Raw genomic sequence first — 21,631 nt, 5'->3', positions numbered from 1 at the left:
GCATATGTCCCAGCCGGACTACCTTTTGATATGTTGTTCGTCTTGCTTTCCAGATAACTAAAATTATCATTCAGCGGCTGCGCTTTAATCTCACCGCTTACTGGTTGTATTGGCATTTGCAAATCAACTCCTTACATAAATAAAAAGCCTAGCGATTGCTAAGCTTTGGTATAATATATTCAAAACGAGAGGTGAGGCTTGTGTGGGAAATTTTTTCTAATACGGAAACCGTTCTAGGCTTTATAGGTTCTATAGTTTCTGTATTGACTTTTTTATTAGCGTTACGGGTGAGAAAACAAGTATATTCTACATTGGATAGAGTTAGTTTTAGAGAAAATTATGAAGCTTTACTTGGCATAATCAACGGATTAAAAGATTCGCTTAATGCAAATAACTTCAATCCAGATACTTTAAAATCACAAATTTTCGAATTGGCTGCTGATTTGGAATCTAGATATTCTTTCTTCCCGTATAAAGTAAAGAAAGCAATTAAATCTCTTAAGAAAATTAGGTTTCATGAGCTTCCTACTAATCAAGACGAAAGAATAAAGCTGGTTGGTAACTTAATAATTCTTTCCAATCAACTTAAAAAGGAGACGATTTAATAATGTTTGAACAAACTGCACAACTTATAGACAAACTAGTTGATGGTACTCTATCAAAAAAATACGTTTGGCAAAAAGCTGTACCTCTCCCTGGTGAAATTACAGCAAACTATCCGATTGAAACGTACGCAATGATTGAAACACACAAATCATATTGGTGTAAGAACAATGAAAATATGGTGGCCTTAGTTTCTATGCACTACAACAAGTATTCCATATTCCTCTATTCATACAAAAGCAATGAGTTTAGCGAATACCCTATCCCTATCCAATCATACTTCCGTTTAAGAACCGTCATTCAGAATCAATTAGGCATCAGTGACAAAATGCTTAATGATTTTCTGAACTCCTAGATCCTTGCAAAGGGATCTTTTTTATTTGCTGTTTTAGCATGGTTAATGACCGCATTAAAATCACGATGCTCGAAACCGAAAAAGAAATTGTAATTCCCCACAAAACCACTGTTAACATGTGTTCCCCTCCTAACTAAATTTGTGATACCACTCAAAACTCACCGTTGCATTAGCCGTTTCAGCCTCGAACAGAAATCCGTTGCTCCCCGGACCTAACTTGAAAAAATCCCCATCGATAATAGTATCTCTCCCATTAAGCTGTAGATTAAACATCTCAGTATCAATCACGACTGTGCCGTTAGTGATGTCAGGCACAGCCATAGAAACTCCACTGCCGATATGAGTAACTGAGCCATCTTTGACAGTGCCTTTGATAGTAATTTTGATATCCGCATTCAGACTTGAGTAGTTTTCCAAACCAGAATAGTGCCGGCTGTAAATCCATTTAAACGACTGTGTGTTTGGATAGGATTTTGAGCCGTATGGGTTGCCGGTATCATATTTCAACGGTTTCGCTGGATCGTAGGCGTTTGATTCTGCATACTCATGCGGGTCGTAAGCCACGAACTCAAGCGGCACTTTTTCCAAAATACTTTTCACATCTGGGATAATCGGTGAGTTTAATCTCAAATAGGCAAACCGCTTATTTGTATCGTCAAACTGCACCTTGATTAACGCTGGGTTGCCTTCTGCATCAAGTAAAAAACTCATTAAGTTGTCCATCAGGCCGTTAAACTTCTCAAAGTCAGCCTCCAAAACATTAGCTTGCAGACTGTATACTTTAGGGCCAATTTCGCTACCAAAATACCAGTCCCCGGATACGCCGGGGATATGTTGCGATTTGTGGGAAATACTACCGGACCGGGGTCTATCGTGGTCTCTCAGAGGGCGCAAGCTAAAATCTTCAAGACGCAAAACTTGGCCGTCCTTTTCTAAAGTTATCATCTCATCGCCCTCCTAAAACCAGATTGTGCAGCTTTTTCGGTTGTCCGTTTATCCAGAGCTACTGCGATTCTTTCAATATCCGCCTCTTCACGGACATTAAATACCGCTCCGTCTAGTAGGCCTTGGTTGTTAATAGTCACGTTAACAGGTTGATTTGATGATTGATTGCCTCTACCGGTTCCATTTCCTTTGAACTGATTATTAGCAAAAGCTAATTCAGGAGTGAGCATTCCATCCATAAGAGCTTGGGCGCCAGGAATTTTCCGAACTAAATCAGAAATAGATGGGATTGAACCATTAATCAAATTTGATAATGGATCAGCATCTACGGAATTAGATATAGTGTCATTGATTTCGTCCGCCCATTTTGAAACATTATCTTTTGTATCATCGAATCCACTTTCTAACCCTTTTGTAAGCCCATAAACAAGCGCTAGTCCGTTTGCTACCAGTACTGTTCTATCGTACGGAATAGGACCTTTCAGCTTTGCAATAGTCGAGGCCCATCCAGAAACGGTTGCTTTCACGTCCTCAAAGCCAGAGAGCAAACCTTCTTTTAAACCGTTAACCAAGGCTATGCCGTTTTCTATTAGGGCACCCCCTGGCAACGATTCAACCAAAGCAGAGAGTAAATTTTCTCCAGCAGCAGACATTTCTCCTCGATTGTTTCTGATGTTATCAGCCATACCATTCACGAGGTCGGTTGCCGCCTGAAACAAGCGGTCTTGCACCTTTAAAATACCCTCTACCGCAGCATCGACAATGTCCATGCCGGCATCGACAATATCATCAATACTGTCCGCGATTCCCTCAAGGATTTGAACAATCAAGTTCACGCCGGCTTCAATTACATCACCGGCTTTTGAAGCCAGTCCATTCAGAAATTGAACTATCAAATTCAGGGCTGCTGCAATAATATCAGGCATTTTAGAGGCTAATCCGTTTAAAAAGTTAATCAATAGGTTTGCCCCTGCCACAACAATAGAGGGCATTTGTTCAGCCAACGCTGTTAAGAAGGCTACAATGAGTTCAGCAACCTTCACTACTAAATCAGGCAATTTTTGAGTAATTCCATCTAAAAATGCGATTAGCAAGTTCATACCAGCTATGACAATTTCCGGCATGTGTTCTGTCAATGCCGTTAGCCACGTCACAATTAACGTAGCTACTGATTCCACAAGCAGCGGAACTTGCTCTGTAATTCCTGCTAACAAAGCTAGAATCAATGCACCACCGGCAACGATAATCTGCGGTAACCCGGCTGTTAATGAAGCTAAAATAGCCACGATGATAGCCGTGGCCGAAAGTGCGATTTGTGGCACCAGTAGCAAAATAGCTCCCGTAAATGCCATGATTAATTGGCTTGCAGCAAGAGCTAAAGTAGGAAGTCCTTGCGCTATTCCTATAGCAATAGCTGCAATTATTTCCAAACCGCCAGAAATAATACCTGGTAAAGAACCAGCGATAGCAGTCAGAATCCCTTCGATAGCTTTGCCGGCAGAAGAACCGATAAGAGGCCCGTTTTTCTGAATACTTTTTGCTAAGTTGCCAAATCCCTCAACAATCTTATCAATCCCTTTCGAAACATCGCCTCCACCGATTACTTTAGCGATTAGTTCGAACGCCTTAATAAACAGCCCAATTGGGCCGAGCATTCCCAAAATGACCGTTTTCAAAACCTTAATTGCGATTTTGAATGGGTCGATTCCTTTAGAGCCATCCTTAAATCCGTTAATCAAGTTCCGAATTCCCAAAGCCAATTTGGTCATTCCGTCCCACAGGCTTTCTGGAAAAAGTTTAATAAAATCAGCTTTTAGAGCCGATACGCTAACAGACCAATCGTCAAAAGCTATTGCTTTAAATGCCTTTGCAAGGATTTGAATTCCTTTCACCACATCGTCAATAGGAGCAGCAAAGGTTTTTAGTGTTTTTATCACTCCGTCAACTTTAGAACGGAATTGATCATTCGTTTTGTAGAAATACACAAACGCGGTCACTAGGGCACCGATAGCAGCAACCACTAGAAAAATTGGGCTGGTCAGCACCGGAATGATAGCCCCTAAAGCTTGCATAATTTTCGCGAATCCGGCGGCCTTCATGTAGACCGCGCCGAAAGCTACTACCAGCGTTGCAATAACGCCGACAATAACCCCAACCAATGCTGGGTTTTCCCGTAGTTTTTCAGCTAGCGTTGACATGGCGCTAGATAGTTTTTTCACTACGCCAAGAAACGGGTCAAGCAATGGTGCGCCAAATGCAGCCGCTAAGTCAGTGATAGACTGCTTCATGTTACCGAAGACGTTTTCTAACCCATCTCCTTCGCGAGCCGCTTGACCTAAAGCACCCGAAAGCTTGTTGCCGTCCTCAACCATCGCCAGCAAAGTAAGCTGTTTCTGCGATTCATCAAGATCTTTAAACGACTTCCCGTATAAATCATTCGCCTTAGCATTACGAGTAGTCTCGGTAGCGGAAATTCCTAGTGCGGCGTCATTCTCAAAGTTCCCTTTTAAAAACGACTGCAAGGATTCCGTCGTATCCTCAATCGAGCGGTCATAAAAAGCCGCGCTATCTGCGGCGGCTCTCGTTGCTCTACTACTTAAATCCAGTGCCCCAGCAGTATCCATTCCTGCTGTCTTCGCAAAGGCGGCCATTTGAGTAAACGACCCTTTTAACCGATTCGGTAGCATCGAGGTTTCTTTGGCAATCCCGTCTAGTGACTTGGTAGCTTGAGTTCCCATGCCGTCAAACACTTGGTCAAACTGAGCGTTCATCGCAGCAGCATCTCCGGCGGCTTTGATGGAAAATCCGGCAAATGCGACAGCGGCAGAACCTATACTAAGAGCGGCTGTTTTGGCAAATGCTGTTGATTCTTCCGACAGCTTCTTAAATGCCTTAGAATTGCCAATCGTCTTATCTAATTCAGTTGCAGCCTCATTACCAAATTGCTGATACTGACTTCGGGCTTTGTCTGTTTTTAAATCAACTTCAATGATTACGGAGCCGTCATTCGCCATCTACACCACCTCTTCCCTGTTTTGCCATGTATTCACGTTTCTGCTTGAGGTCCATCATTTCAAACTCAAGAGCGGCGCGATCTTTTTTGAGGGCTACGGCTTGCTTAGCCCTTCTGATTTCTTCAATTTGGTCTTGGTCGGCATTTTTCGGATAATCCATCTGTCGGATGCGAATTACTCGTTTAAAGTGGGTTTCATCCGATAGACCACCAACCAAAGCGTTAAACTTATCCCAATGCAAAGTTTTTTTCTTCCGTTCCTCCAGCAAATCCATGCCATAGTCCATCAAAAAAGACGAGTATATGTACCCAGAATCTTCCTCAAAGTCGTACCAGGTCCTATTCTCGTCTTCTAAAATATTTCCTTTTAAATCACGCACTACGTTTTCGCTCGGAGTTTGATCTCCCGCAATTCGTTTAATAATTGCCTCGCTAAGCGGAATGATATCCTCGTACGGAATTACCTCGGCTATTTCGTCAAGGTCTTCTGGGAAACTATCTCCCCACTCAATCGCGACAATCATTACTAGCGAGCTAAAAATTTTGGTATGTGCGTCTAACTCTTTGTCCTTCCACATTTCATACCAGCGGAGAACTTTGGAAAACTCTAAATCAATGGGGTATTTATGACTATTGACAACCAAATAATCGTCAATCCCCCACGCAAGAGACAGCGGCATAAATCATCACCCCTGTTTCTTGCCCTCAATATAAGCATTGGCTTTTTTCTTGGTTTGTAGAGCTTGGAATTGTTTTGCGACTTCTGCAAATCCGTCTAAAACAACATCTACATCATCGTCAGCAACTTCCATTAATCGGTCAAAAGAACCTTCGCCAAGAACTAACTCAACACATTCTTTAACGGTAGCTTCGATATTCGAGGTAGCCTGTTTCAAAGCTTCTGTGTCGTGATTTTCGGATGCTAACTTGATATCATCTTCGTACTTCCGCAAGTCTTCTTCCATTTTTGGTAAAGCCACAAGGTATTGATTCCGATACTTAGAGCCTGTTTTGATTTCAAAATCTAATCCGCCTAATCGGACCGGTTGAACTTTCTTTTTAAATCCAACTTCAATTACATTCGTTTTCTTATTTGCCATAAATATATCCTCCTAGTGTTTAATCAAAAGAAAAAAGCTAGCCATTTCTGACTAGCCTTCTGGTGGTGTAACTGGTTTGGAATCTTCCGGAACTCCATTAAAGGAAATCTGGCATTCAAAATTCCCGCGGTTATTGGCAGAACCACCGGTGTGAACAATACCCGATAAAGTAGAATTCCCCATGGTAACCCGTCCATCCGGCTCTGTATGTTTAAAGAATACAATCCGATCTTGACCGGATTTTCCTAACCGGTCACGAATGAATTCTTGTGCTGGATCCGTTGCGTATTTGCGGTGACCAGTAAAGGCATATACGCCAGTTACCCGTGTAATATCGGTATTGGAGCCACCTTTATCACCGTAATATTCGTATGTTTCGGACTGCTCGTCTTGAGACGGGCTCACTTCTTGGATACCATCCGCCAATTCAAATAATTCAGTTGGTTCAGTTTTGTTATCGGCTGTAGCTTCACCGATTTCATACTTGTTCATCCAGTTTGGTGCAAAACCTGTTGCTTCTGGCATATTTAATTCCCCCTATTTTTCAATATTTAGTAAGAGATTCAGGACATAGACATAAGCACCGTGCTCTGTCTGTCCAAGCCCTCGTGGTTGTGTGTAAGTTTCACTATTTTCAAATAAAAAAGAGCCATCGCCAGATTCTAGCGTGACCCATTTCTTGTTTTCCATGCGCGGCAGCTTATCAAAACTATCCGCTATTTTCCAAGCATCCTCAAACGCTTGCTTTTGATTGGTGTTTTTGATGGTAACTTGTATCATCATCTGGATTGACCGATTCCTGCCAAGGTCCTGTTGCGCTCTTCCAGTAGAAACACCTTGCAACGCAACATCTCGGCTGTTGTCTTGAGGCGGATTGTCCTCTTGAATAATTTGACGACCAGCAGACGTGGTGCGTGGCGTATCAAGTCCAAGGGTACGGATATGGTCCGCTACCTGTTTAAAGATATCCATCACAACGCCTCCTTAATCTTTTGCTCGGCAAACTCTAACCATTGAGCTAGATGATTTGCCTTGGCCGTCAAAAACCATTGCGTAGTCGCCATGGGATTGTGATTTCGCAAGGCGCTTTTCCCAAAGTAAGCATAGGCTGCATATTCGGTATCCCAGATAATCAAACCATCTGGGAAGTTGCTTGCAGACCAAACAGAGCTCTCGGTAGCACCAGTGTCTTTCATGACGTACTTGTTGGAATCCTTGGCTATTTGGATAGACAAAGGATTCACAGCCGCTTCAATACGATTGCTAATTGCTCCCCAATTACCTTTAAAAGTACCGCTCATTGGAGCATCACCTCTAAATGGTGTGGTTCCGGTCCAACATCGTAAGCCTCTTGGACTTGGATAATCGACAATCGCCGCCCGCGGAAAGTGATTGTGCCACTCTCCAAGACATTGACATATGGCTGAGAATTGACCCGGTCAATAAAGAGAATGCCGGTAGTATAGACCTCGCTGTTATCTGTCGTTGTAACTTTTTTTCGAGTGGGTTGAAACCGCACTCGCTTTATTTCTCGACTTTTAGCAGATGCACTGCCTCCCATACCGCCGTCCCCCTCATCTTCCGGAGGTGTATAGGTGACAGAATGAATCAGCAGATGGAGCGGTATAGGTTTAAATGACACCAATCCTCACGCTCCTTTTCCGTAGCAATCCAGTCGCATCAAGAAAGGTTAGGCAAGCTGGAGCAACCCGATTTGCTTGTTTGCTAGTGGATTGCACGCCAGAGTAGCTAAAACTACTAATAGAGACAGCATCACCGCTTGCTGTACTGCCGGAGATATCAGAAAAAACACCTTCGACTTGATAAAATTCAATCTGGGCACAGCAAGCATTTTTAATTTGTTCTTGCACCTCAGTGGTAAACTTATCAAGTCCAATTTTAGGTATCTGGTAATCGGTCAGTACGTCAATCAAGCGAGTGGCCCGTGCCGCCAATTTTTGAAAATCAGCGGATTCCACAGGCTCACCCATGTATTCGGATTTGTAATAAGCCTCATCTACATAAGGTTCAGCCATGGTGCTCACCTACTTTGTTTTTTTGTCTGTCCGTTCCAAAAAAGGACCGCCAAACTTTGCTAAGTTCTTTTCGGCTTCTTCGGCCCGTTTGACAGTCATTTCAATTTCTTTTCCGGCTGTGTATAGTTCCTTGGTTTCTTTATCTCGGAACTCTTTTAAGACTTTGTAATTTGCCATTTAGATCACTCACCCTTCTGGCGCTTGCTCTGTCAATCCAAAATATCCCAAAGCTTTTGGCTCACGGATAACAAAGTCAACATCATCCAACATAAAGTGGTAAGTCGCTTGTTTCGCAACGGCACGGCTGTCTTGTGCAGCGGTTGTCAAAGTAATAGACAGGCCAGAAACGACAGCTAAGTTTTCGTATGGCGTGAACAGAATCACGTCATTAGCCATGGATTCAACGACTTCCACGCCAAACCCGCCAATATTCCGTAGTGCACCATCAACTAAAACGGCATCACCAAGTGGGGTATTGCGATTTTGCAACTCAACTACATAGTTAGTAGCGGTAGCTTGGGACATAAAGAACTTAAACGTGCCTTGACGCAAGTATTTAGGCTCAATCTCAGCAGTAGCAGCAGTCAATTCTTGGATGGTCGGCAATGCCGCGCCTTCTTTTTTGACCACAGCAGAATTTTTCGCCAATTTGATATAGCCATCATTTAATTTGACGAAGGCATCGGTAGAATCAGAATCACCATTAAAGGCTAAGTCCTGCAAATCAGCCGAAAACTGTTGTTGCATTAAAGATAACAGCGCTTGACGGACATCTTGCCCGCGAGTACGAGCAGTATAGAAGGTGTTAGAGTTAGAAATCCAAGTGTCCATATACACTGGCACCAAAGTAAATGGCACCGTGCCCTCTTCGGCGATGTCAGTGCCGGTATCAGGCGTATTGATGCCTTGGTGCAATTTCAAGGTGCGCTTTTTAACGCCCAATTTGTCCAAGGAACCAGTCCCCGATTTCGCAAAGTGCTTATACAATTTTCCGATGGTACCAGCAGTAGCTACGGCATCAAGGAAAAAGGCGCGGGCGTTGTCGTCGCGCAATGTCACGTCGTTCCCGGCTTTTTGGATTGCGGACATTTGTTTCATCAATGCCTCGTTAGATAATACGTTATTCATATTTGTTTTCCTCCTTATTCAGACATTGGGAAAGCAGCGTCCACATAAGATGGAACTTCCGATTTCTCAACGGTTTCTGTGTAGTTTTGTTCGGTTACGTTGGAAAAACGAGCTTTTTCAAGCTTTTCGATTTTCTCGTTCAAAGGCGCGATAGATTCAGCAACCGCTTTAGCAACTGCTTTTGCATCTAAAGTCGTGTCTTTTTCGTCTTCTTCGCCCTCTTTTTTCTTCTTGTCAGCTTCTTTGGGATCTTCTCCCTTGGTTGCTTTTTCCAATTCATCTAATCGTGTATTGACCGGGGCTAATGCTTCACCAAGAGCTTTTACTAATTCTTCGTGGGTCATATCTTGTTCCTCCTTCGATTTTTTTGTACTAAAAAAGGACTTAACCGTTTCGATTAGTCCTTGCTTAGTAACTGATTTAGTTGTTGGTATGGTACTAATTAATTCTGACAATTCACTGATTTCTGATTGAATTTCAGCTACTTTTTCTGCATCGTCATTGGTGTAAATATCCAGAATAGACCAAGACGCCCTTTGAAACGCCTCGATTGCGGCATTGATATCTCTATAGACCTTTCTTTGGTTATAGTTTTCAGCTGTTTGCTTGGCGACTTCCTCAACTTGTGCTGTACCTGCTAAGGAATACCCGGTAAACTCTCCTTTTTGGATATCCTCCCAAAGTTCATCAGTCGCTTTAGTTACCAAAACCCATGTCCCTTTAGTAATGGTAGTATCAGCAATAGTCATATCCACTGGCGCAACATAGCTTTCTACAACCTTGCCAGCATTCGTGGTGAAATCGTGCTGTTTATCAATCTGCTGATAGTCTTCCATAAAACTATGAGCCGCTTTCTCAATCGTATCAGCGTCCATATAATCGCCGTGAGCGTCTTCTACGTCCGGTTCATACACCACGCCATAAACAAGCTTTTGTGGGTCGTCGGCCTTTGTCACAAGGCGGACAGATGTTTCAAATGTCGGTTCACCAACGGCTTTGGTCAAAAAGAATGATTTCTTATTGGCCGCCTTATCGACATATGAAACGTGTGTTACTGTTACATTTTCCAGTTTTCGCATTTTCTCACCACCTTTCAATGAATTTCGCCTTAACCACGGCTATGGAGATACTTTGGACCACTCGCCTTCCTGACCATTAACGATTGGTCTCCGCATAACCACGTCTACTTCCCCATTTCCGTTGTAGTAGGCGATTTCTTCGTATTCTATTTCTTCCGGAGGTTTCTTAACTGGTAAATCAAAAAGCTCCACGACATCGCGTAAAGTTCTCTTTTCCCAACGTTTGTTTTGTGTGTTCATAACGATTCCTCCTTATTTGGTCTCCTCTATCAAAACAGGCTCCATAAAACAGTGGCAGTGGATTGATTCCTTAGCAGACAACATAGGATCGCGAGGGTATCGGCAACTCTCACCATTGACAATAAACAGTTCGTCCTTGGCAACCGTTTGGCCGTCCGCTTCTTCGTGACCTTTTCGCGGATCGTTAATCCCGTGAGTGTGGTGCCAAGTTTTTCCGACGATGGCATCATTCTGCATAAAAGCCTCGTACTCTGACGCCGAATACATTCGTAGGCCCTCGGTAATTGACGTTGTTCTAGCTCGTTTACGTTCAAATTCTGGCAGATTGGACAGCTCACGTTCTAACCACTTGATTCCCTTTCCGTCCTCGTATGAGGCTTGAACGAGCTTTACCACAGCGTCCTTGGTTGTTAAATCCATCAATTTCGGTAGGCCTTTCAGCCACTTCTCAATGTCTCGATAAGACTTGGTTCGATAGTCGAAGGATTCCGGTCCGCTCCACTTAGCGTTAAACTCATCAAACAAGCCAAAAAAAGTCTTGCGGAGTTCTGGCGCTACTTTATCTGCCATTGCAGATTTAAAGGAACGTTTATTTAGGTACGCGGAAATAACGGCCTTGGGCGGTTTTCTGTTTTTGAATCGCTTGACCAGCTTTTGAACGATTTCCCAAGTTTCTTCGTAATCGTTTTGAAGTGTATCGTCCAGCTTGTCCTCGACGCCTAGAATATATTTCAGCAGAACAGGAACAAACAAAAAGCCGGCAGCTTCTAAAAGCTTTGCCAGCTCATCGTCCTCCTCATTTTTGATTAGTAATGCTAATTTGATAAGTTCCTCATCATTAATCATCGCTAGTCCTCCGAATCATCCGGCGGACACTTGCTGCTACTTCCGATAAGTCGTTGTCGCCATAGGCTTTGGATAGATCAACTCCCATCGATTGAGGCTGTTGCGCTGATTCCATAGGATAATTGTATTCATTCCCATCAAACGGCTCTAACGGCTTGTTAAGCACCTTAGACAACAAGTCTCGTAAATCGTTAGGAGCCACCGCTTTAGCATTAATGGCCGGGTCAAGAATCGCCTTGATGTCCTCCATGTTGGTAAGATTGGAAGATTTGAGATAGACCTCGGCATATTGAAAGCCATACTCGATAAACAATTGATTAATCCGCCAAGCAATACTTTCTCGCCGCGGTTGGAATACCTGTTCCTCGGTAAGTTCCTTGGCTGTCTCTACCGTAGCTCGGTTGTAATCTTGCGAAAGCCCTACATAAACTGGCGGTAACCGGAAAGCTGACAAAACTGCATTAATGGTGCTTTGGTCGTATTCCAAAAATAGCGCATCTTTTTGAAGGATATCAGCTAGTTTCTCAATCCGAATCGCCGGCTTGTATTTATCATCCATACCCAGCATCTCATCAGTGGGACTGACTTTTTCAGCCTCTAGCAAGAGGAACTTGTGCTGATTTTCCTCACCACCAATAGCATTGGCATAACCTTGCAGGCTTGCTTCTGATTCCGGGGTGAGTTGGGCGTTTTCCAAAGTGATTGCTAACGGAACATGGCGCCCTTGAGTAAAGTACCGATAATTAAGCTCATCCGCCTTACGGTTACCCAGAATCTTAATCAGAGGGCCGATATAACGCGGAATCCCATACGGTTTGATAAAGTCCCCAATTTTGAAATGAATAACCTCGGTTGCCGTCCCTTCACCATCCTTCGCTACCGATCCATTGATATTTAGCGGCGTAGGGTCTTGGTAAGACTTGAACCAGATGCCTTGATCGCGAGCAGAATCATCGGCATTGTCTTGGTAACGGTAGTAACGTACTTTAAGGGTTGTTCCGTCATCTAGCGAAACTCGATTTAGCTTGCTGGCTGTCATGTATTCAGGCAGGATTGAATCAATACCAACAACCTCGCCAGCGCCATTCCGAACAACCTCCATATAGGCGTTCCCACACTGTTCCATGTTTCTCAAAATTTCTTCAAGAACTTCTTTAGCTGGACGTTCAACGGAAAGTCCATTGATTAGGTCGGTAAGGCGTGTCCACTCCGTTTTCATTTCAGGCGTTTCGTTGCTATCATCCACGTTATACTGCACGTCCATGCCGAAACCGACAATATTCTGCACATAGGCTTCAATGCACTGTTGTAGAATATCAGACACCTCACTGATGGATTTAAGCGTGGTCATATCATAGGGTGGGGACAGCAGAGTAAGGTCTCGCGTTTCTTCCACACCACCTTGCTTTTTAAATTTCAAAGCACGGCGCTTTTCTATAACCGTCTTTTTTCGCAAGTATTCACTTGGTATCCTCCCGGATTTCCCACCACTAATAATTTTACTCGTCATTTCATCGCTCCTTTCTTAGAAAGATGTTTTTCTACCAGACCGGCGCTTCTTCGGCCGTTCACCTTTTCTGCGTTCCATCTCGATTGAGTACCGTAGCATGGCCATGGCATCATCGAAAAAGTTAACCGGCTCATCTGTATAGGTATTGGATTTCTCGTCTTTTCGCCATTTCCACTGTTGAATTTCTTTAATTGTGTTTACACAGCTCGGATGGATATGTATGCGGGTCTGTTTTAGATAATCAATTTGCGCTGCTACACTATTGGGCTCCTTTACTACTGCTAAGGCATTATAACCAGCTTTGCGCCACATTTTGATTCGGTCCGGCTCAGCAGAATCACACCACATGACCAACTTCTTGTTAATCTTTTGCTGATTCGCAATAGCGATCAGCTCGCTGGTATCCTTCTCAAATTCGTATATTTCACGGCACAAAAAAAGCTCGCCGTCTTTAAATCCAACTTCACCAATCGCATTGGCATGGTTAAATCCAAAGTCTTGAGCGTTGACCATGTAATCAAATCTACCGGGATCCCGGTTAAAGTTTTCGACAACATAATTATTTAAAATAGTTCCGCCTGTCTCTCCCCACTCACCTAACCCGTAAACGCGATATCCGTCTGGGTCTCGCTCTTTCCTCATCATCATGCGTCGGTGGTAAGCCTCATCAATAAACCGGTTCTGTAGATAGGTTGATTGGTGTGTGTAGATATCCGGGCTATCAATATCAAAATACTTGGCTTTGAGCCAATGCGTAGCCGATACCGGGTTGAAGGTAAACGTCATTTGGTAATACAGATTAGCGTTAAAGTCCAAATTCCCACGGAGGCGGTCATCTAAAATGTCCACATCGGCTTCATAGAGTTCGGTTGCCTCTTCTACCCATATCCAAGTTAGTTTCCCGCGGTCAAAGGTGATTGATTTTACCTTTTCCCGTTGCCCGTCATCTTTCATCCCGCGAAAAATAACCTGATTTCCGGTAATTTTACTTTCCAACATCATCGGGCTAGATTTGATGATCCAATATTTGTGATAGTTCCCACCATAAATCTTGTAAATGGCAGATTTTAATTCTGCATAGGTGCTATCCTTGTTTGATTCAGCAACTTTCCGTACACAAAGGAGATTGGCTCCCTGATATTTTGGGTCACCAAGCTTAACGATATAATCTTGAGCTGTATCAACTGATTTCCCGGAGCCGGCAGAACCTTTAGCAAGCCGATAACGTTTTCTAGTGATATTGTACGGCTGAAAATGCCTATTAAACTGTACCTTAACTATCATCTGGCGGTTCGCCGTCGCCATAATCTACCACCACCTTCAAGTCGATATTTCCGTCAAGGTCTAGCTTGTCAGTCCACATGCCATACCGTTTACCTAATAATTCAGCGGCTCGGATTCGGTCTTTATTAGCAACTTGGATGTCTTCAATCGAAGAACCATAATCAGCGCCTTGGAATACGACGGTCTGGTCTGTTTCCTCGCCGCGGAGAACTTTGGTTAAATATTCCATGACTTCTTCTTGGTCAGCAACCTTTTCAGAGTTCATTTCTTGCAATCGTTCATCCATATACTGGCGAATTCCAACATTTTCCAACAGCCGGTGAGATTGAGCCTTAGCGTATTTCTCACTATACCCTGCATCAATCGCCGCTTTGAAAGCATTAGGCTCAATTATGTAATTATCTGCAAATCTTTTTTGTCTTTCATTGATTGACACATTTCTCACCTCCGAATTTAAATTTATGTATTAAAAAAGACCTAAATGAATATTAGGTCTTAAAGTTTATTTACGATTTTAGCACTCTTCTTATAGCACCTTCTAAGTCATCAATCTGTGAATTTAATATTTTCGAGTAATTATCAAACTTTTCCTCGTTAAATTGCATTTCTGTAATCGTTAAATTAACATCTTTCGACTTCTTCTTTGCCATCGCCATTTTAAACACTGTATTTTCGCATTCCTTAGCCAAAACATACACTTCTTCATTAATATAAAATTTGTTAAGCGTTAAATAGTTTTTTAAATCAGCAAAAGGTTGCAATGTCACCGAATTAAGCTTCTGTCCATGGTAATTATTTTTATAAAAACTCTCTGCTCTTACAACCTTTTCATACACGACAGGCAAAACGTCAAACTCTTTCTTCAAAGTTTCCATTTTAACCGAAAAATGATGCTCTAACTTCTGATATTCGTTTTTGAAATTATTATTTAGTTCAGCCAAAGCAAGAGAATTATTATATTTTATGTCTTCGATTTCTTTTTGTAACTCTTTTTCTTGTTCTATTCTTAGAATATCTAGCTTTCTATCAATTTTACTCTGAATATACTTTTGAATAATATTGGGTAAACCCCAAGTTAGCAAAAGTGTTACCAATCCTCCGCCAAGAACAAAACTAGTGACCATCTTTATGAAATCCATAATCTCACCTCAGCACAATCATACCAATAAGAGATGAAAATAAAAAGACCGCCGAAGCGATCTTAAACATGCAACCGCCGAAGATAGCTATTCTTCCATGTCCAGCGTCTGCCATTCTAAAAAGGAGGCGTCGGTTGCTATGTACCGCCAGCCGGTTGAAGTACACGATATAAGGAGTGTTCCACTCCTTTAATTGTATTCCGGCCGACGTGTTTCACGCGAACATCAAATGTGGTCTATTTTAGTATGTGAGTACTCTTAGACTATTATTAGGCTCCCGTGGTTATATTAGCCGACCAAGGCGCAAGATGTTTGTATAATTTTGTGCTACGGCAGTGTAGCAAGTTTAATTTTTGATTCTTCGCCTGGCCGGTTATATACATTTTGATAATACTATTATCTCACCGGTAACTATTGGTATTCCTGTTAAATTTAACCAAGTTCACTCCGGTTTATCTACAATTAAAACGCCGCCTTCATAAGCTTCCGCAAATTTAATTAAAACAGCTTCTAATTTATTGTAAAAACCACTCGCACTCATGTGGTAATTCAGATAGATGTCCGTATCGGTGAGTTCTCTTTTATCCATATACTTATCATAGATCAATTGGGCATCGTAAGCATTGAGTTTATTCATTGCTCTAGCTATTTTTGCCAATTCTTGCTCTGCCGTAACTTTTCTGACAACGGCATTTTCAGTTGGCCTACTTACGTTACCAGTAAAGCTTTTCAACTCAAATGAGTACGTGGCGGTGACCTTAGGGATATACTCCTCACTAGCCAAACGCACAAAATTTCTGTAGCGTGACAATAATTGCTTCACGTTATCTTTAGTTTGTTTCTCGTCGATTTCTGGAAATAATGCCATCAATCCCGCCACCGTCCTTTATGGTATAATGTCATTGCGAAGTAACATTATGGCGCCGGGCTGATGGTCTGGTGCTTTTTTTATTTGTGTAGCGCCTCATCGATTCCACGAGAAATACTGTCAACTATATCAACAAACGCGTCCCAGATAACTCTTATTCCTTCGGTAAATCCATCTAAAAACTTGTTTGCCAGCTCATACGCAGCGATCACTTTAGCCTTAAGTCGTTTTTCTTCCTGCGCTTTTAGCTTGGCCACGCGTCTGTGTCGGTTGTTCATCGTGCTCCCCCTTGCCACATGGAATTGTTAATCGCTCTCCTAAATTCCTGTTCTACCGACCTAGAAACTGTTTCTGGCGTAATAGCCATGTTATTTATGGCGGATACAGTTAGGCCCATTCGCTCTCCGGCCATTAACTGACGGTTCTCTATATACTTCCTTGCCGTTTCAGCAAGGTTTCCACGAGGCACGAAGTTAAACTTGTAAATCTCGAAGAAACGGTCATTACTCATCTGGAAAAAATCTAAGGCCAGTTTGAATTTCGAATGCCCTTCATAAGTCCCGAACTTTCGGGCTAGGTATTTTCCTAACTTGTCGTCAGCTTTTACCTTTTCTTGCGGGGTGTCATTCACAGCTTGACTTGCTTCTTCTTCGCCGATTCCTTTAGTGGCCATGTGCCAAATTTTTGCCAAGCAAATCTGCATCACTTCTGGATCGTCAGTACACATACCTCTAAAAGCTACTCTTGAAATTTCGTTACTCATGTTCTTCCTCCCTCACTCGATTCCCGAGCTTAACAGTTCGGGGGTTTCGTAGATGTTACCCAAAATCTCAAACGATTCTTCGTCTAATCGAGAAGACATTGCTAGTGTGGCTAAATCCACCCAACTATCGGCTTCTTTCCACCAAAAACCAAAATTGCCGAATTCTTTTTTTACTATTACTCGTTCCGCGTATTCCTCATTTTCAAAAGCTCCTAGTTCGACTGGGTCAAAATCTGCATAGAACCAATGGATATTGATAACATCGCCTTCGAAAATTTCTGTGTCGTTATTATCTTTAAATTCGGTGGATTGCATGAGGATTAGGTCAGGCCCTAACGCCCACTCTTCACAATCAATATGCAAAAGAATTTCACCGTTATCGCAAAAACTCATATTATCAACTGGTTTCATTACTTTTTCTTGTCCGTCCCAATATCTAAACTTAATCATCCTTCGTCCTCCATTTTTGACAAGCCCCATTCCGCAAACGCAGCGATGACTTGGAATTCCTGTTCATCGTTTAGCTTTTTATATGCTTCTTTAACGTTTGATGGTAACGGAACTTCGCCGCCAGCCGGGTCCGCACAGTACATATCAATCAATGTAGATACTGTATTCAAAGGGTTCTCGCCCTGTTCTTCTCTGTACTGCTTCAACCACTCCAACACGACCTGCTGATCATCGGTGAGAGAGGGAGAGAAAACAATCTCACGTACTCTAGCCAAAGTATCTTCCGCACTACCTTGACCAGAACCGTACATATCAAGCTGAAATTTAATATCAATCAATAGAGCTTCTTCGTTTGTCATTCCGCCACCTCCAGCTTCCGTCCACACATCGGGCAATAGTTAATGTTTCCCCAATCATTATCATTCCATTCGCCCGGGTCATATTCGGATTCAAGATAATACGAGCTTTCGCCTTGTCTAATTACCAAAGCAAAGTTAGAGTTGCTGGTGTCATTCAACGGTTCACCGTGTTTGCAGTACATACAGCCTTTAGCTGTTTTTAACGGCTCCATTTGGTTTGCGTAAAGATAGTAGCCTTGTCCACCCAATCTTACTTCGTACAAACGCCCTCTTTGACCAGTAACCATCCCTTCTATGCCTCTGCACATAACTCTGTCGCCTATTTTATATTCAGTCATTCCGCTACCTCCCAATAAAACAAAACCCATCTATCCTTGGTTGTATAAACAATCTGCTGAATGTTCTCGGGCTTAATTGAGTATGAGTTCACATATCTAAATAAATCGTGTTTGTCCTCAAAAGACATATACTCAAATTTCATTCCGCTACCTCCTCATAAACCAATGAATATTTTTCGGTTGATACATAGCGTGCAAAACCAAAGTAGTCAATCTTAATCATTGAGTATTCACCAATCTCGCCGTAGCGGTTGGTCTCTTCAATGTACTTAGATGGCACTCCCGAAAAAGGAAAATAATAATGATAATCTTCAAGTACAGCAACTATACTTTCTGTTTGGTCGTTAATTACTGCTATGATTTTCCGTTCCATACTTCCTCCACACTCCCATCTTTTTCCCACGGATACGGTGACCTGATAGACCACACAGGCACTGATTTATTCCCATAATCTTTCCATTCTAACCACCACCCGACGCAAGGCTCATGGTCTTCATTTTGGCCAAAACGATACCTTGTGAACGCATCTTCAACGACACACGGGGCTCCTTTATCAAATCCAAACATTTCTGTTCGCCAAGCTTCGATAGCTTGTTCTTTGGAATATTTTTGCTTATTAAAACCGCCCCAGTTATCGTAGTCTCCAAAGAAGATCTCGGAATCAAACTTGCTTTTTCCTTTAATCAATTTCCTCAACACTCCCATCAACCAAGAGGGCAACTGCGTCGGCTTTGGCGCGGTCGGTGAATTTATAGGCGTTCTCTTTCCTTCCAACTAAACAATATTCTAATGCGTTCAGTCCGTTAAACTTTGTGAAATAGTATTCGCTAGAAGATTTAACTACCCACCGCTTCGGCTTGACGGTGTAGCCGTCATAGATTGCCTTTAGGTGCTTTTCCTTGTTCCTATACACTTCACATGACCAATGGTCATCGCATGGATATTTTTCGCCGTTTTGGGGGTCATGTAGCCAATCTCCCCACCCCATGTTAGCGACCTCTTTTAAACACCATTCTTTCGTCATAACTTGGTAAACCATTGCCTTCTCAACCCAATCCGCAAACTCTTGTGATACTTCCACCTTCTCAAAACTCCCCGCATGGCCTCTATCAAGCCACTCCCGAATCGTGTCTGGCTCAACGTCGTACTCTTGAGCTAGGGTGTCGATGGGTGATGGTTCGGTGAGGGAGATTTCATCGTTGCCGTCTAAATATAAGGACGAAGTGTTCGGCATTACTTTGATATACCGACCTTCGTAATTAATTCTATCGACTCTTGCTTTTACCCACACCACTTCGCCGACTTCTAGCTCTTCGGTTGCTTTACTTACTTTCATTCTTCTTTCCTCCAACTCTTTCCAAAATGGAAATGGTTCGTGCATTTTCTGCACAGACCACTCTAAAAATCATCCCAGCGACTTAAATGCTCGCTTACTCGTTTTTCCATTTCTTTGTAATCTCGTTCCATCTGTTCAAAATCCCGCTGAAACTTTTCTAACTTTCGATTGGCCTTTTCTTTTGCACGTTCTTTTTCTTCACGATAGAGTTGCATATCTTCTGGGCTATAAAATGTGAAAAATAGCACCACAGATGTCATCAGTAACATTGCTCCCAAAAATACCGTAACTCCAATATCATCATCGCTCATACCTAACTGCGACAGTATTTCCCAAATCAGCCACATAACGATTACAACCCATATTGGAATTGACACTATTGCTAACGATTTAAATAGTGGATTTTTCATCTTCTATCTCATCTCTTCCTTGCCAACCATCAACCCACACAGCACAAACGCTGTTAATATCGAGCCGATGACTAGGCCTAGTAGTAGGTCCATAGTTAAGCCTCCTTATTCATATACCCGCGCCAATTTCAGACGCTCCACCTTACAGCCGTATAGCTCACTACGCTTTGGAAAAGCACCGCCTATGCGCAGCGTGTTGTAAATGGTGTCGGTACTCCGGCCAATCGCTTCTCCGCACAATCGAGCGTTAGCGTAGACCGTTGATTTCCCGTCACAATCCGTAAATTTAACTTTGACGCCGGGAATATCTTGCTGTATTTTCTTTTTAACTGGCTTCGTGCGCTTGATTTTCCCCGGTTTAATCCATTTCCCGCCGTGGAAAACGGTAATGTCTTTCAACTTGACGATCACCAGATTGTTCTTCACCTTGGCTTTTTCGCTGTCGCAATCGCTCGTGTTTTCCACGCGCACAACCGCTGTTTTCTCGTTAATCTTCTCAACGTATCCGCGTACCGGCATGGCAAAATTACACGCTCTGCCGCGTACTTGTGTGCCTAGTGTTAATTCCATCGTTATCCCTCACAATTCAAAATATCGTTTCGTCAAACAGTCCCGTCTTGTAGTCATATTTTGCTATCGTCAAATCCACGTCGTATCGGTAGCAGAACCACTTGGCCTTGATTTTAAAATCCGATGTCTGCAAACCCTTGACGTCTACTACCTTGACCAAAGTATCACCTTCCCAAAAAGAAAAGTCAGGCACATACTTGACAGCTCGCACAGTCTTGCCGTTTCTACGGTGTTTTGGCAATAATTCAAAGGCTTCTTGCAGGCGTAGCTCATAACCGTGTTCGGTGGCGTACGCAAAGGCAAACGGGTAATAATTCGCCTCCGCTGCCGAATCAAAGGTGATGCCGTGGCTGACGGTCTTTCTAGCGCCGTACTTGTGCCGGCGTTTGGTGATCGTTTTTCTCACTGGCTAACGCCCGCTTTCCGCTTATCCGCCGTTTGCCTAAACGTAAAGGTAAACCCATCTAAATGTTGGGAAATTCGGGAAACAATCCGTTTTCCGTAGGCTTTCTGGACTTCTGTTCCGTTTAAATTCGTCGTGATGATTGTTGCTTCGTTTTGGCGCGCCTCCATGATGGAATTGATAATATCGTTGTTATACACCGTGCTCTGCCCAGCATATGCGCCACCTAGTTCTGCACCTAAATCATCAATGACGACTAAATCAGCGTTTTTGATATCTCGCATTAGGCGGCCTTGCACTTCTCGTTGTGCTTCCCGGTCGTTAAAGGCATTTTTCAGCTTTTCCAACAATTCCCGGTAATTAATCACGATGCATTTGAGATTGTAGTTGGATTTTTCCATGGCCTCGTAGCAAATACCCATGGCGATATGACTCTTGCCTACCCCGGTTTTGCCAATCAAGATCATGTGGCTTGGGTTGCCCGCTACCACCGAATCGACGTATTTTAGCGCTAATTCTTTGGCCTGTTTTGTCTCTGCATCCACGACAGCGTAGTTGCTCAAATCGCAGTTCAGTAGCTTTTTATCCGTCACTAGCGATTGGCTCAAGAAAAACGCGAGTGCATCGCCGCGTACCGCCTTGTCGTACCGCTCTTTGACCTCGGTTTTCTCACGTTTTTTAAGTGCTTTATACCCACAAATCATGCAGGTAGGTACACAACGCTCTGATCCGTCTGGTTTCTTGGTTTTCCATCCGAAAAGCGGGCTATTGCAATCAGGGCAGACCCCCTGTACTTCTAGCAGGCTCTCAATTAGATTTGCTAAAACGTCTCCTGTGCTTTTTGTTTTTGCCATTG

At 42.9% G+C, this 21,631-nt stretch carries 33 protein-coding genes; 2 read left to right on the top strand and 31 right to left on the bottom strand.

Annotation, left to right across the window (positions count from 1 at the left end; all coding sequences use genetic code 11):
- Window positions 1-200: 200 nt before the first annotated feature.
- On the top strand, window positions 201-605 hold the full coding sequence (locus AB5754_RS03315; protein ID WP_368252505.1) for a hypothetical protein: 405 nt from the start codon (window positions 201-203) through the stop codon (window positions 603-605).
- Between the two features lie 2 nt (window positions 606-607).
- Window positions 608-958 carry a hypothetical protein gene (locus tag AB5754_RS03310; protein WP_368252506.1) on the top strand — a complete coding sequence of 117 codons (351 nt, stop codon included), beginning with the start codon at window positions 608-610 and terminating at the stop codon, window positions 956-958.
- A 129-nt stretch (window positions 959-1,087) separates the two neighbouring features.
- On the opposite strand, the gene AB5754_RS03305 is transcribed toward AB5754_RS03310, so the two are convergent.
- The 31 genes from AB5754_RS03305 to AB5754_RS03155 all read right to left on the bottom strand — a co-directional run bounded on the left by AB5754_RS03305 (window position 1,088) and on the right by AB5754_RS03155 (window position 21,629).
- Complete coding sequence (locus AB5754_RS03305) at window positions 1,088-1,903, bottom strand: hypothetical protein (RefSeq protein ID WP_368259463.1); 816 nt, start codon at window positions 1,901-1,903, stop codon at window positions 1,088-1,090.
- Window positions 1,900-4,917, bottom strand: coding sequence for a hypothetical protein (locus AB5754_RS03300; protein ID WP_368252011.1), 3,018 nt, complete (start codon window positions 4,915-4,917; stop codon window positions 1,900-1,902). Before AB5754_RS03300 ends, AB5754_RS03305 begins: the two co-directional genes overlap by 4 nt.
- Complete coding sequence (locus AB5754_RS03295) at window positions 4,907-5,596, bottom strand: Gp15 family bacteriophage protein (protein WP_368252012.1); 690 nt, start codon at window positions 5,594-5,596, stop codon at window positions 4,907-4,909. The genes AB5754_RS03300 and AB5754_RS03295 overlap by 11 nt, the downstream gene beginning before the upstream one ends.
- 6 nt (window positions 5,597-5,602) lie before the next feature.
- On the bottom strand, window positions 5,603-6,016 hold the full coding sequence (locus AB5754_RS03290; RefSeq protein ID WP_368252013.1) for a hypothetical protein: 414 nt from the start codon (window positions 6,014-6,016) through the stop codon (window positions 5,603-5,605).
- 51 nt (window positions 6,017-6,067) lie between these two features.
- Window positions 6,068-6,541 carry a phage tail tube protein gene (locus AB5754_RS03285; RefSeq protein ID WP_303220355.1) on the bottom strand — a complete coding sequence of 158 codons (474 nt, stop codon included), beginning with the start codon at window positions 6,539-6,541 and terminating at the stop codon, window positions 6,068-6,070.
- Between the two features lie 12 nt (window positions 6,542-6,553).
- Window positions 6,554-6,988 carry a minor capsid protein gene (locus AB5754_RS03280; RefSeq protein ID WP_368252014.1) on the bottom strand — a complete coding sequence of 145 codons (435 nt, stop codon included), beginning with the start codon at window positions 6,986-6,988 and terminating at the stop codon, window positions 6,554-6,556.
- Window positions 6,988-7,317: a minor capsid protein gene (locus tag AB5754_RS03275; RefSeq protein WP_368252015.1), complete on the bottom strand. Its 330-nt coding sequence runs from the start codon at window positions 7,315-7,317 to the stop codon at window positions 6,988-6,990. Before AB5754_RS03275 ends, AB5754_RS03280 begins: the two co-directional genes overlap by 1 nt.
- Window positions 7,314-7,658 (bottom strand): putative minor capsid protein, encoded by a 345-nt coding sequence (locus AB5754_RS03270; RefSeq protein ID WP_368252016.1) that lies wholly within the window; start codon window positions 7,656-7,658, stop codon window positions 7,314-7,316. The genes AB5754_RS03275 and AB5754_RS03270 overlap by 4 nt, the downstream gene beginning before the upstream one ends.
- Complete coding sequence (locus AB5754_RS03265; RefSeq protein WP_368252017.1) at window positions 7,648-8,052, bottom strand: hypothetical protein; 405 nt, start codon at window positions 8,050-8,052, stop codon at window positions 7,648-7,650. Before AB5754_RS03265 ends, AB5754_RS03270 begins: the two co-directional genes overlap by 11 nt.
- Before the next feature lie 9 nt (window positions 8,053-8,061).
- Window positions 8,062-8,229: a hypothetical protein gene (locus tag AB5754_RS03260; RefSeq protein WP_303220440.1), complete on the bottom strand. Its 168-nt coding sequence runs from the start codon at window positions 8,227-8,229 to the stop codon at window positions 8,062-8,064.
- A 9-nt stretch (window positions 8,230-8,238) separates the two neighbouring features.
- Complete coding sequence (locus tag AB5754_RS03255; protein WP_368252018.1) at window positions 8,239-9,180, bottom strand: phage major capsid protein; 942 nt, start codon at window positions 9,178-9,180, stop codon at window positions 8,239-8,241.
- 14 nt (window positions 9,181-9,194) lie between these two features.
- Window positions 9,195-10,259: an XkdF-like putative serine protease domain-containing protein gene (locus AB5754_RS03250; protein WP_368259462.1), complete on the bottom strand. Its 1,065-nt coding sequence runs from the start codon at window positions 10,257-10,259 to the stop codon at window positions 9,195-9,197.
- Window positions 10,260-10,298: 39 nt separating this feature from the next.
- Entirely contained in the window at window positions 10,299-10,499 is a 201-nt protein-coding gene (locus AB5754_RS03245; RefSeq protein WP_368252020.1) for a hypothetical protein, read from the bottom strand.
- Between the two features lie 12 nt (window positions 10,500-10,511).
- Window positions 10,512-11,345 carry a phage minor head protein gene (locus tag AB5754_RS03240; protein ID WP_368252021.1) on the bottom strand — a complete coding sequence of 278 codons (834 nt, stop codon included), beginning with the start codon at window positions 11,343-11,345 and terminating at the stop codon, window positions 10,512-10,514.
- Window positions 11,338-12,855, bottom strand: a complete 1,518-nt coding sequence (locus AB5754_RS03235; RefSeq protein WP_368252022.1) for a phage portal protein — start codon at window positions 12,853-12,855, stop codon at window positions 11,338-11,340. Before AB5754_RS03235 ends, AB5754_RS03240 begins: the two co-directional genes overlap by 8 nt.
- A gap of 15 nt (window positions 12,856-12,870) precedes the next feature.
- Entirely contained in the window at window positions 12,871-14,160 is a 1,290-nt protein-coding gene (locus AB5754_RS03230; RefSeq protein WP_368252023.1) for a PBSX family phage terminase large subunit, read from the bottom strand.
- Window positions 14,129-14,575: a terminase small subunit gene (locus tag AB5754_RS03225; RefSeq protein ID WP_368252024.1), complete on the bottom strand. Its 447-nt coding sequence runs from the start codon at window positions 14,573-14,575 to the stop codon at window positions 14,129-14,131. The genes AB5754_RS03230 and AB5754_RS03225 overlap by 32 nt, the downstream gene beginning before the upstream one ends.
- A gap of 70 nt (window positions 14,576-14,645) precedes the next feature.
- Window positions 14,646-15,278, bottom strand: a complete 633-nt coding sequence (locus AB5754_RS03220; RefSeq protein WP_368252025.1) for a hypothetical protein — start codon at window positions 15,276-15,278, stop codon at window positions 14,646-14,648.
- Window positions 15,279-15,720: 442 nt separating this feature from the next.
- Window positions 15,721-16,146, bottom strand: coding sequence for an ArpU family phage packaging/lysis transcriptional regulator (locus tag AB5754_RS03215; RefSeq protein WP_368252026.1), 426 nt, complete (start codon window positions 16,144-16,146; stop codon window positions 15,721-15,723).
- Window positions 16,147-16,226: 80 nt separating this feature from the next.
- On the bottom strand, window positions 16,227-16,424 hold the full coding sequence (locus tag AB5754_RS03210) for a hypothetical protein (RefSeq protein ID WP_368252027.1): 198 nt from the start codon (window positions 16,422-16,424) through the stop codon (window positions 16,227-16,229).
- Entirely contained in the window at window positions 16,421-16,909 is a 489-nt protein-coding gene (locus tag AB5754_RS03205) for a hypothetical protein (protein WP_368252028.1), read from the bottom strand. The genes AB5754_RS03210 and AB5754_RS03205 overlap by 4 nt, the downstream gene beginning before the upstream one ends.
- A 12-nt stretch (window positions 16,910-16,921) precedes the next feature.
- Complete coding sequence (locus AB5754_RS03200; protein WP_368252029.1) at window positions 16,922-17,359, bottom strand: YopX family protein; 438 nt, start codon at window positions 17,357-17,359, stop codon at window positions 16,922-16,924.
- Window positions 17,356-17,718 (bottom strand): hypothetical protein, encoded by a 363-nt coding sequence (locus tag AB5754_RS03195; RefSeq protein ID WP_368252030.1) that lies wholly within the window; start codon window positions 17,716-17,718, stop codon window positions 17,356-17,358. Before AB5754_RS03195 ends, AB5754_RS03200 begins: the two co-directional genes overlap by 4 nt.
- Window positions 17,715-18,056 (bottom strand): hypothetical protein, encoded by a 342-nt coding sequence (locus AB5754_RS03190; RefSeq protein ID WP_368252031.1) that lies wholly within the window; start codon window positions 18,054-18,056, stop codon window positions 17,715-17,717. Before AB5754_RS03190 ends, AB5754_RS03195 begins: the two co-directional genes overlap by 4 nt.
- A gap of 139 nt (window positions 18,057-18,195) precedes the next feature.
- The gene (locus AB5754_RS03185; RefSeq protein ID WP_368252032.1) at window positions 18,196-18,429 is read right to left on the bottom strand and encodes a hypothetical protein; all 234 of its coding nucleotides are present in this window, start codon (window positions 18,427-18,429) and stop codon (window positions 18,196-18,198) included.
- Complete coding sequence (locus tag AB5754_RS03180) at window positions 18,411-18,761, bottom strand: hypothetical protein (RefSeq protein WP_368252057.1); 351 nt, start codon at window positions 18,759-18,761, stop codon at window positions 18,411-18,413. The genes AB5754_RS03185 and AB5754_RS03180 overlap by 19 nt, the downstream gene beginning before the upstream one ends.
- On the bottom strand, window positions 18,736-19,392 hold the full coding sequence (locus AB5754_RS03175) for a hypothetical protein (RefSeq protein WP_368252033.1): 657 nt from the start codon (window positions 19,390-19,392) through the stop codon (window positions 18,736-18,738). The genes AB5754_RS03180 and AB5754_RS03175 overlap by 26 nt, the downstream gene beginning before the upstream one ends.
- Window positions 19,393-19,454: 62 nt before the next feature.
- A complete protein-coding gene (locus AB5754_RS03170) occupies window positions 19,455-19,802 on the bottom strand; it encodes a hypothetical protein (protein ID WP_368252034.1) in 348 nt (115 codons plus the stop codon).
- 105 nt (window positions 19,803-19,907) lie between these two features.
- On the bottom strand, window positions 19,908-20,372 hold the full coding sequence (locus AB5754_RS03165; RefSeq protein WP_368252035.1) for a hypothetical protein: 465 nt from the start codon (window positions 20,370-20,372) through the stop codon (window positions 19,908-19,910).
- 16 nt (window positions 20,373-20,388) lie between these two features.
- The gene (locus tag AB5754_RS03160) at window positions 20,389-20,778 is read right to left on the bottom strand and encodes a DUF1064 domain-containing protein (protein WP_368252036.1); all 390 of its coding nucleotides are present in this window, start codon (window positions 20,776-20,778) and stop codon (window positions 20,389-20,391) included.
- On the bottom strand, window positions 20,775-21,629 hold the full coding sequence (locus AB5754_RS03155; RefSeq protein WP_368252037.1) for an ATP-binding protein: 855 nt from the start codon (window positions 21,627-21,629) through the stop codon (window positions 20,775-20,777). Before AB5754_RS03155 ends, AB5754_RS03160 begins: the two co-directional genes overlap by 4 nt.
- Between the last annotated feature and the right edge of the window lie 2 nt (window positions 21,630-21,631).

It is taken from the genome of Enterococcus sp. 2201sp1_2201st1_C11_2201SCRN_220225 (assembly GCF_040925905.1).
Taxonomy (GTDB): domain Bacteria; phylum Bacillota; class Bacilli; order Lactobacillales; family Enterococcaceae; genus Enterococcus_C; species Enterococcus_C asini_A.
This window is presented reverse-complemented; position numbering and strand designations above follow the sequence as displayed.

Coding starts and splice junctions, on each gene's coding strand:
- AB5754_RS03155 (WP_368252037.1), bottom strand. CDS start 21,629: ATGGCAAAAACAAAAAGCACAGGAGACGTTTTAGCAAATCTAATTGAG.
- AB5754_RS03170 (WP_368252034.1), bottom strand. CDS start 19,802: ATGAAAAATCCACTATTTAAATCGTTAGCAATAGTGTCAATTCCAATA.
- AB5754_RS03230 (WP_368252023.1), bottom strand. CDS start 14,160: ATGGCGACGGCGAACCGCCAGATGATAGTTAAGGTACAGTTTAATAGG.
- AB5754_RS03275 (WP_368252015.1), bottom strand. CDS start 7,317: ATGAGCGGTACTTTTAAAGGTAATTGGGGAGCAATTAGCAATCGTATT.
- AB5754_RS03260 (WP_303220440.1), bottom strand. CDS start 8,229: ATGGCAAATTACAAAGTCTTAAAAGAGTTCCGAGATAAAGAAACCAAG.
- AB5754_RS03195 (WP_368252030.1), bottom strand. CDS start 17,718: ATGACAAACGAAGAAGCTCTATTGATTGATATTAAATTTCAGCTTGAT.
- AB5754_RS03285 (WP_303220355.1), bottom strand. CDS start 6,541: ATGCCAGAAGCAACAGGTTTTGCACCAAACTGGATGAACAAGTATGAA.
- AB5754_RS03235 (WP_368252022.1), bottom strand. CDS start 12,855: ATGACGAGTAAAATTATTAGTGGTGGGAAATCCGGGAGGATACCAAGT.
- AB5754_RS03240 (WP_368252021.1), bottom strand. CDS start 11,345: ATGATTAATGATGAGGAACTTATCAAATTAGCATTACTAATCAAAAAT.
- AB5754_RS03295 (WP_368252012.1), bottom strand. CDS start 5,596: ATGCCGCTGTCTCTTGCGTGGGGGATTGACGATTATTTGGTTGTCAAT.
- AB5754_RS03255 (WP_368252018.1), bottom strand. CDS start 9,180: ATGAATAACGTATTATCTAACGAGGCATTGATGAAACAAATGTCCGCA.
- AB5754_RS03290 (WP_368252013.1), bottom strand. CDS start 6,016: ATGGCAAATAAGAAAACGAATGTAATTGAAGTTGGATTTAAAAAGAAA.
- AB5754_RS03215 (WP_368252026.1), bottom strand. CDS start 16,146: ATGGCATTATTTCCAGAAATCGACGAGAAACAAACTAAAGATAACGTG.
- AB5754_RS03310 (WP_368252506.1), top strand. CDS start 608: ATGTTTGAACAAACTGCACAACTTATAGACAAACTAGTTGATGGTACT.
- AB5754_RS03180 (WP_368252057.1), bottom strand. CDS start 18,761: ATGGGAGTGTTGAGGAAATTGATTAAAGGAAAAAGCAAGTTTGATTCC.
- AB5754_RS03305 (WP_368259463.1), bottom strand. CDS start 1,903: ATGATAACTTTAGAAAAGGACGGCCAAGTTTTGCGTCTTGAAGATTTT.
- AB5754_RS03200 (WP_368252029.1), bottom strand. CDS start 17,359: ATGATTAAGTTTAGATATTGGGACGGACAAGAAAAAGTAATGAAACCA.
- AB5754_RS03175 (WP_368252033.1), bottom strand. CDS start 19,392: ATGAAAGTAAGTAAAGCAACCGAAGAGCTAGAAGTCGGCGAAGTGGTG.
- AB5754_RS03185 (WP_368252032.1), bottom strand. CDS start 18,429: ATGGAACGGAAAATCATAGCAGTAATTAACGACCAAACAGAAAGTATA.
- AB5754_RS03190 (WP_368252031.1), bottom strand. CDS start 18,056: ATGACTGAATATAAAATAGGCGACAGAGTTATGTGCAGAGGCATAGAA.
- AB5754_RS03265 (WP_368252017.1), bottom strand. CDS start 8,052: ATGGCTGAACCTTATGTAGATGAGGCTTATTACAAATCCGAATACATG.
- AB5754_RS03250 (WP_368259462.1), bottom strand. CDS start 10,259: ATGCGAAAACTGGAAAATGTAACAGTAACACACGTTTCATATGTCGAT.
- AB5754_RS03245 (WP_368252020.1), bottom strand. CDS start 10,499: ATGAACACACAAAACAAACGTTGGGAAAAGAGAACTTTACGCGATGTC.
- AB5754_RS03300 (WP_368252011.1), bottom strand. CDS start 4,917: ATGGCGAATGACGGCTCCGTAATCATTGAAGTTGATTTAAAAACAGAC.
- AB5754_RS03205 (WP_368252028.1), bottom strand. CDS start 16,909: ATGAGTAACGAAATTTCAAGAGTAGCTTTTAGAGGTATGTGTACTGAC.
- AB5754_RS03220 (WP_368252025.1), bottom strand. CDS start 15,278: ATGGATTTCATAAAGATGGTCACTAGTTTTGTTCTTGGCGGAGGATTG.
- AB5754_RS03280 (WP_368252014.1), bottom strand. CDS start 6,988: ATGGATATCTTTAAACAGGTAGCGGACCATATCCGTACCCTTGGACTT.
- AB5754_RS03210 (WP_368252027.1), bottom strand. CDS start 16,424: ATGAACAACCGACACAGACGCGTGGCCAAGCTAAAAGCGCAGGAAGAA.
- AB5754_RS03165 (WP_368252035.1), bottom strand. CDS start 20,372: ATGGAATTAACACTAGGCACACAAGTACGCGGCAGAGCGTGTAATTTT.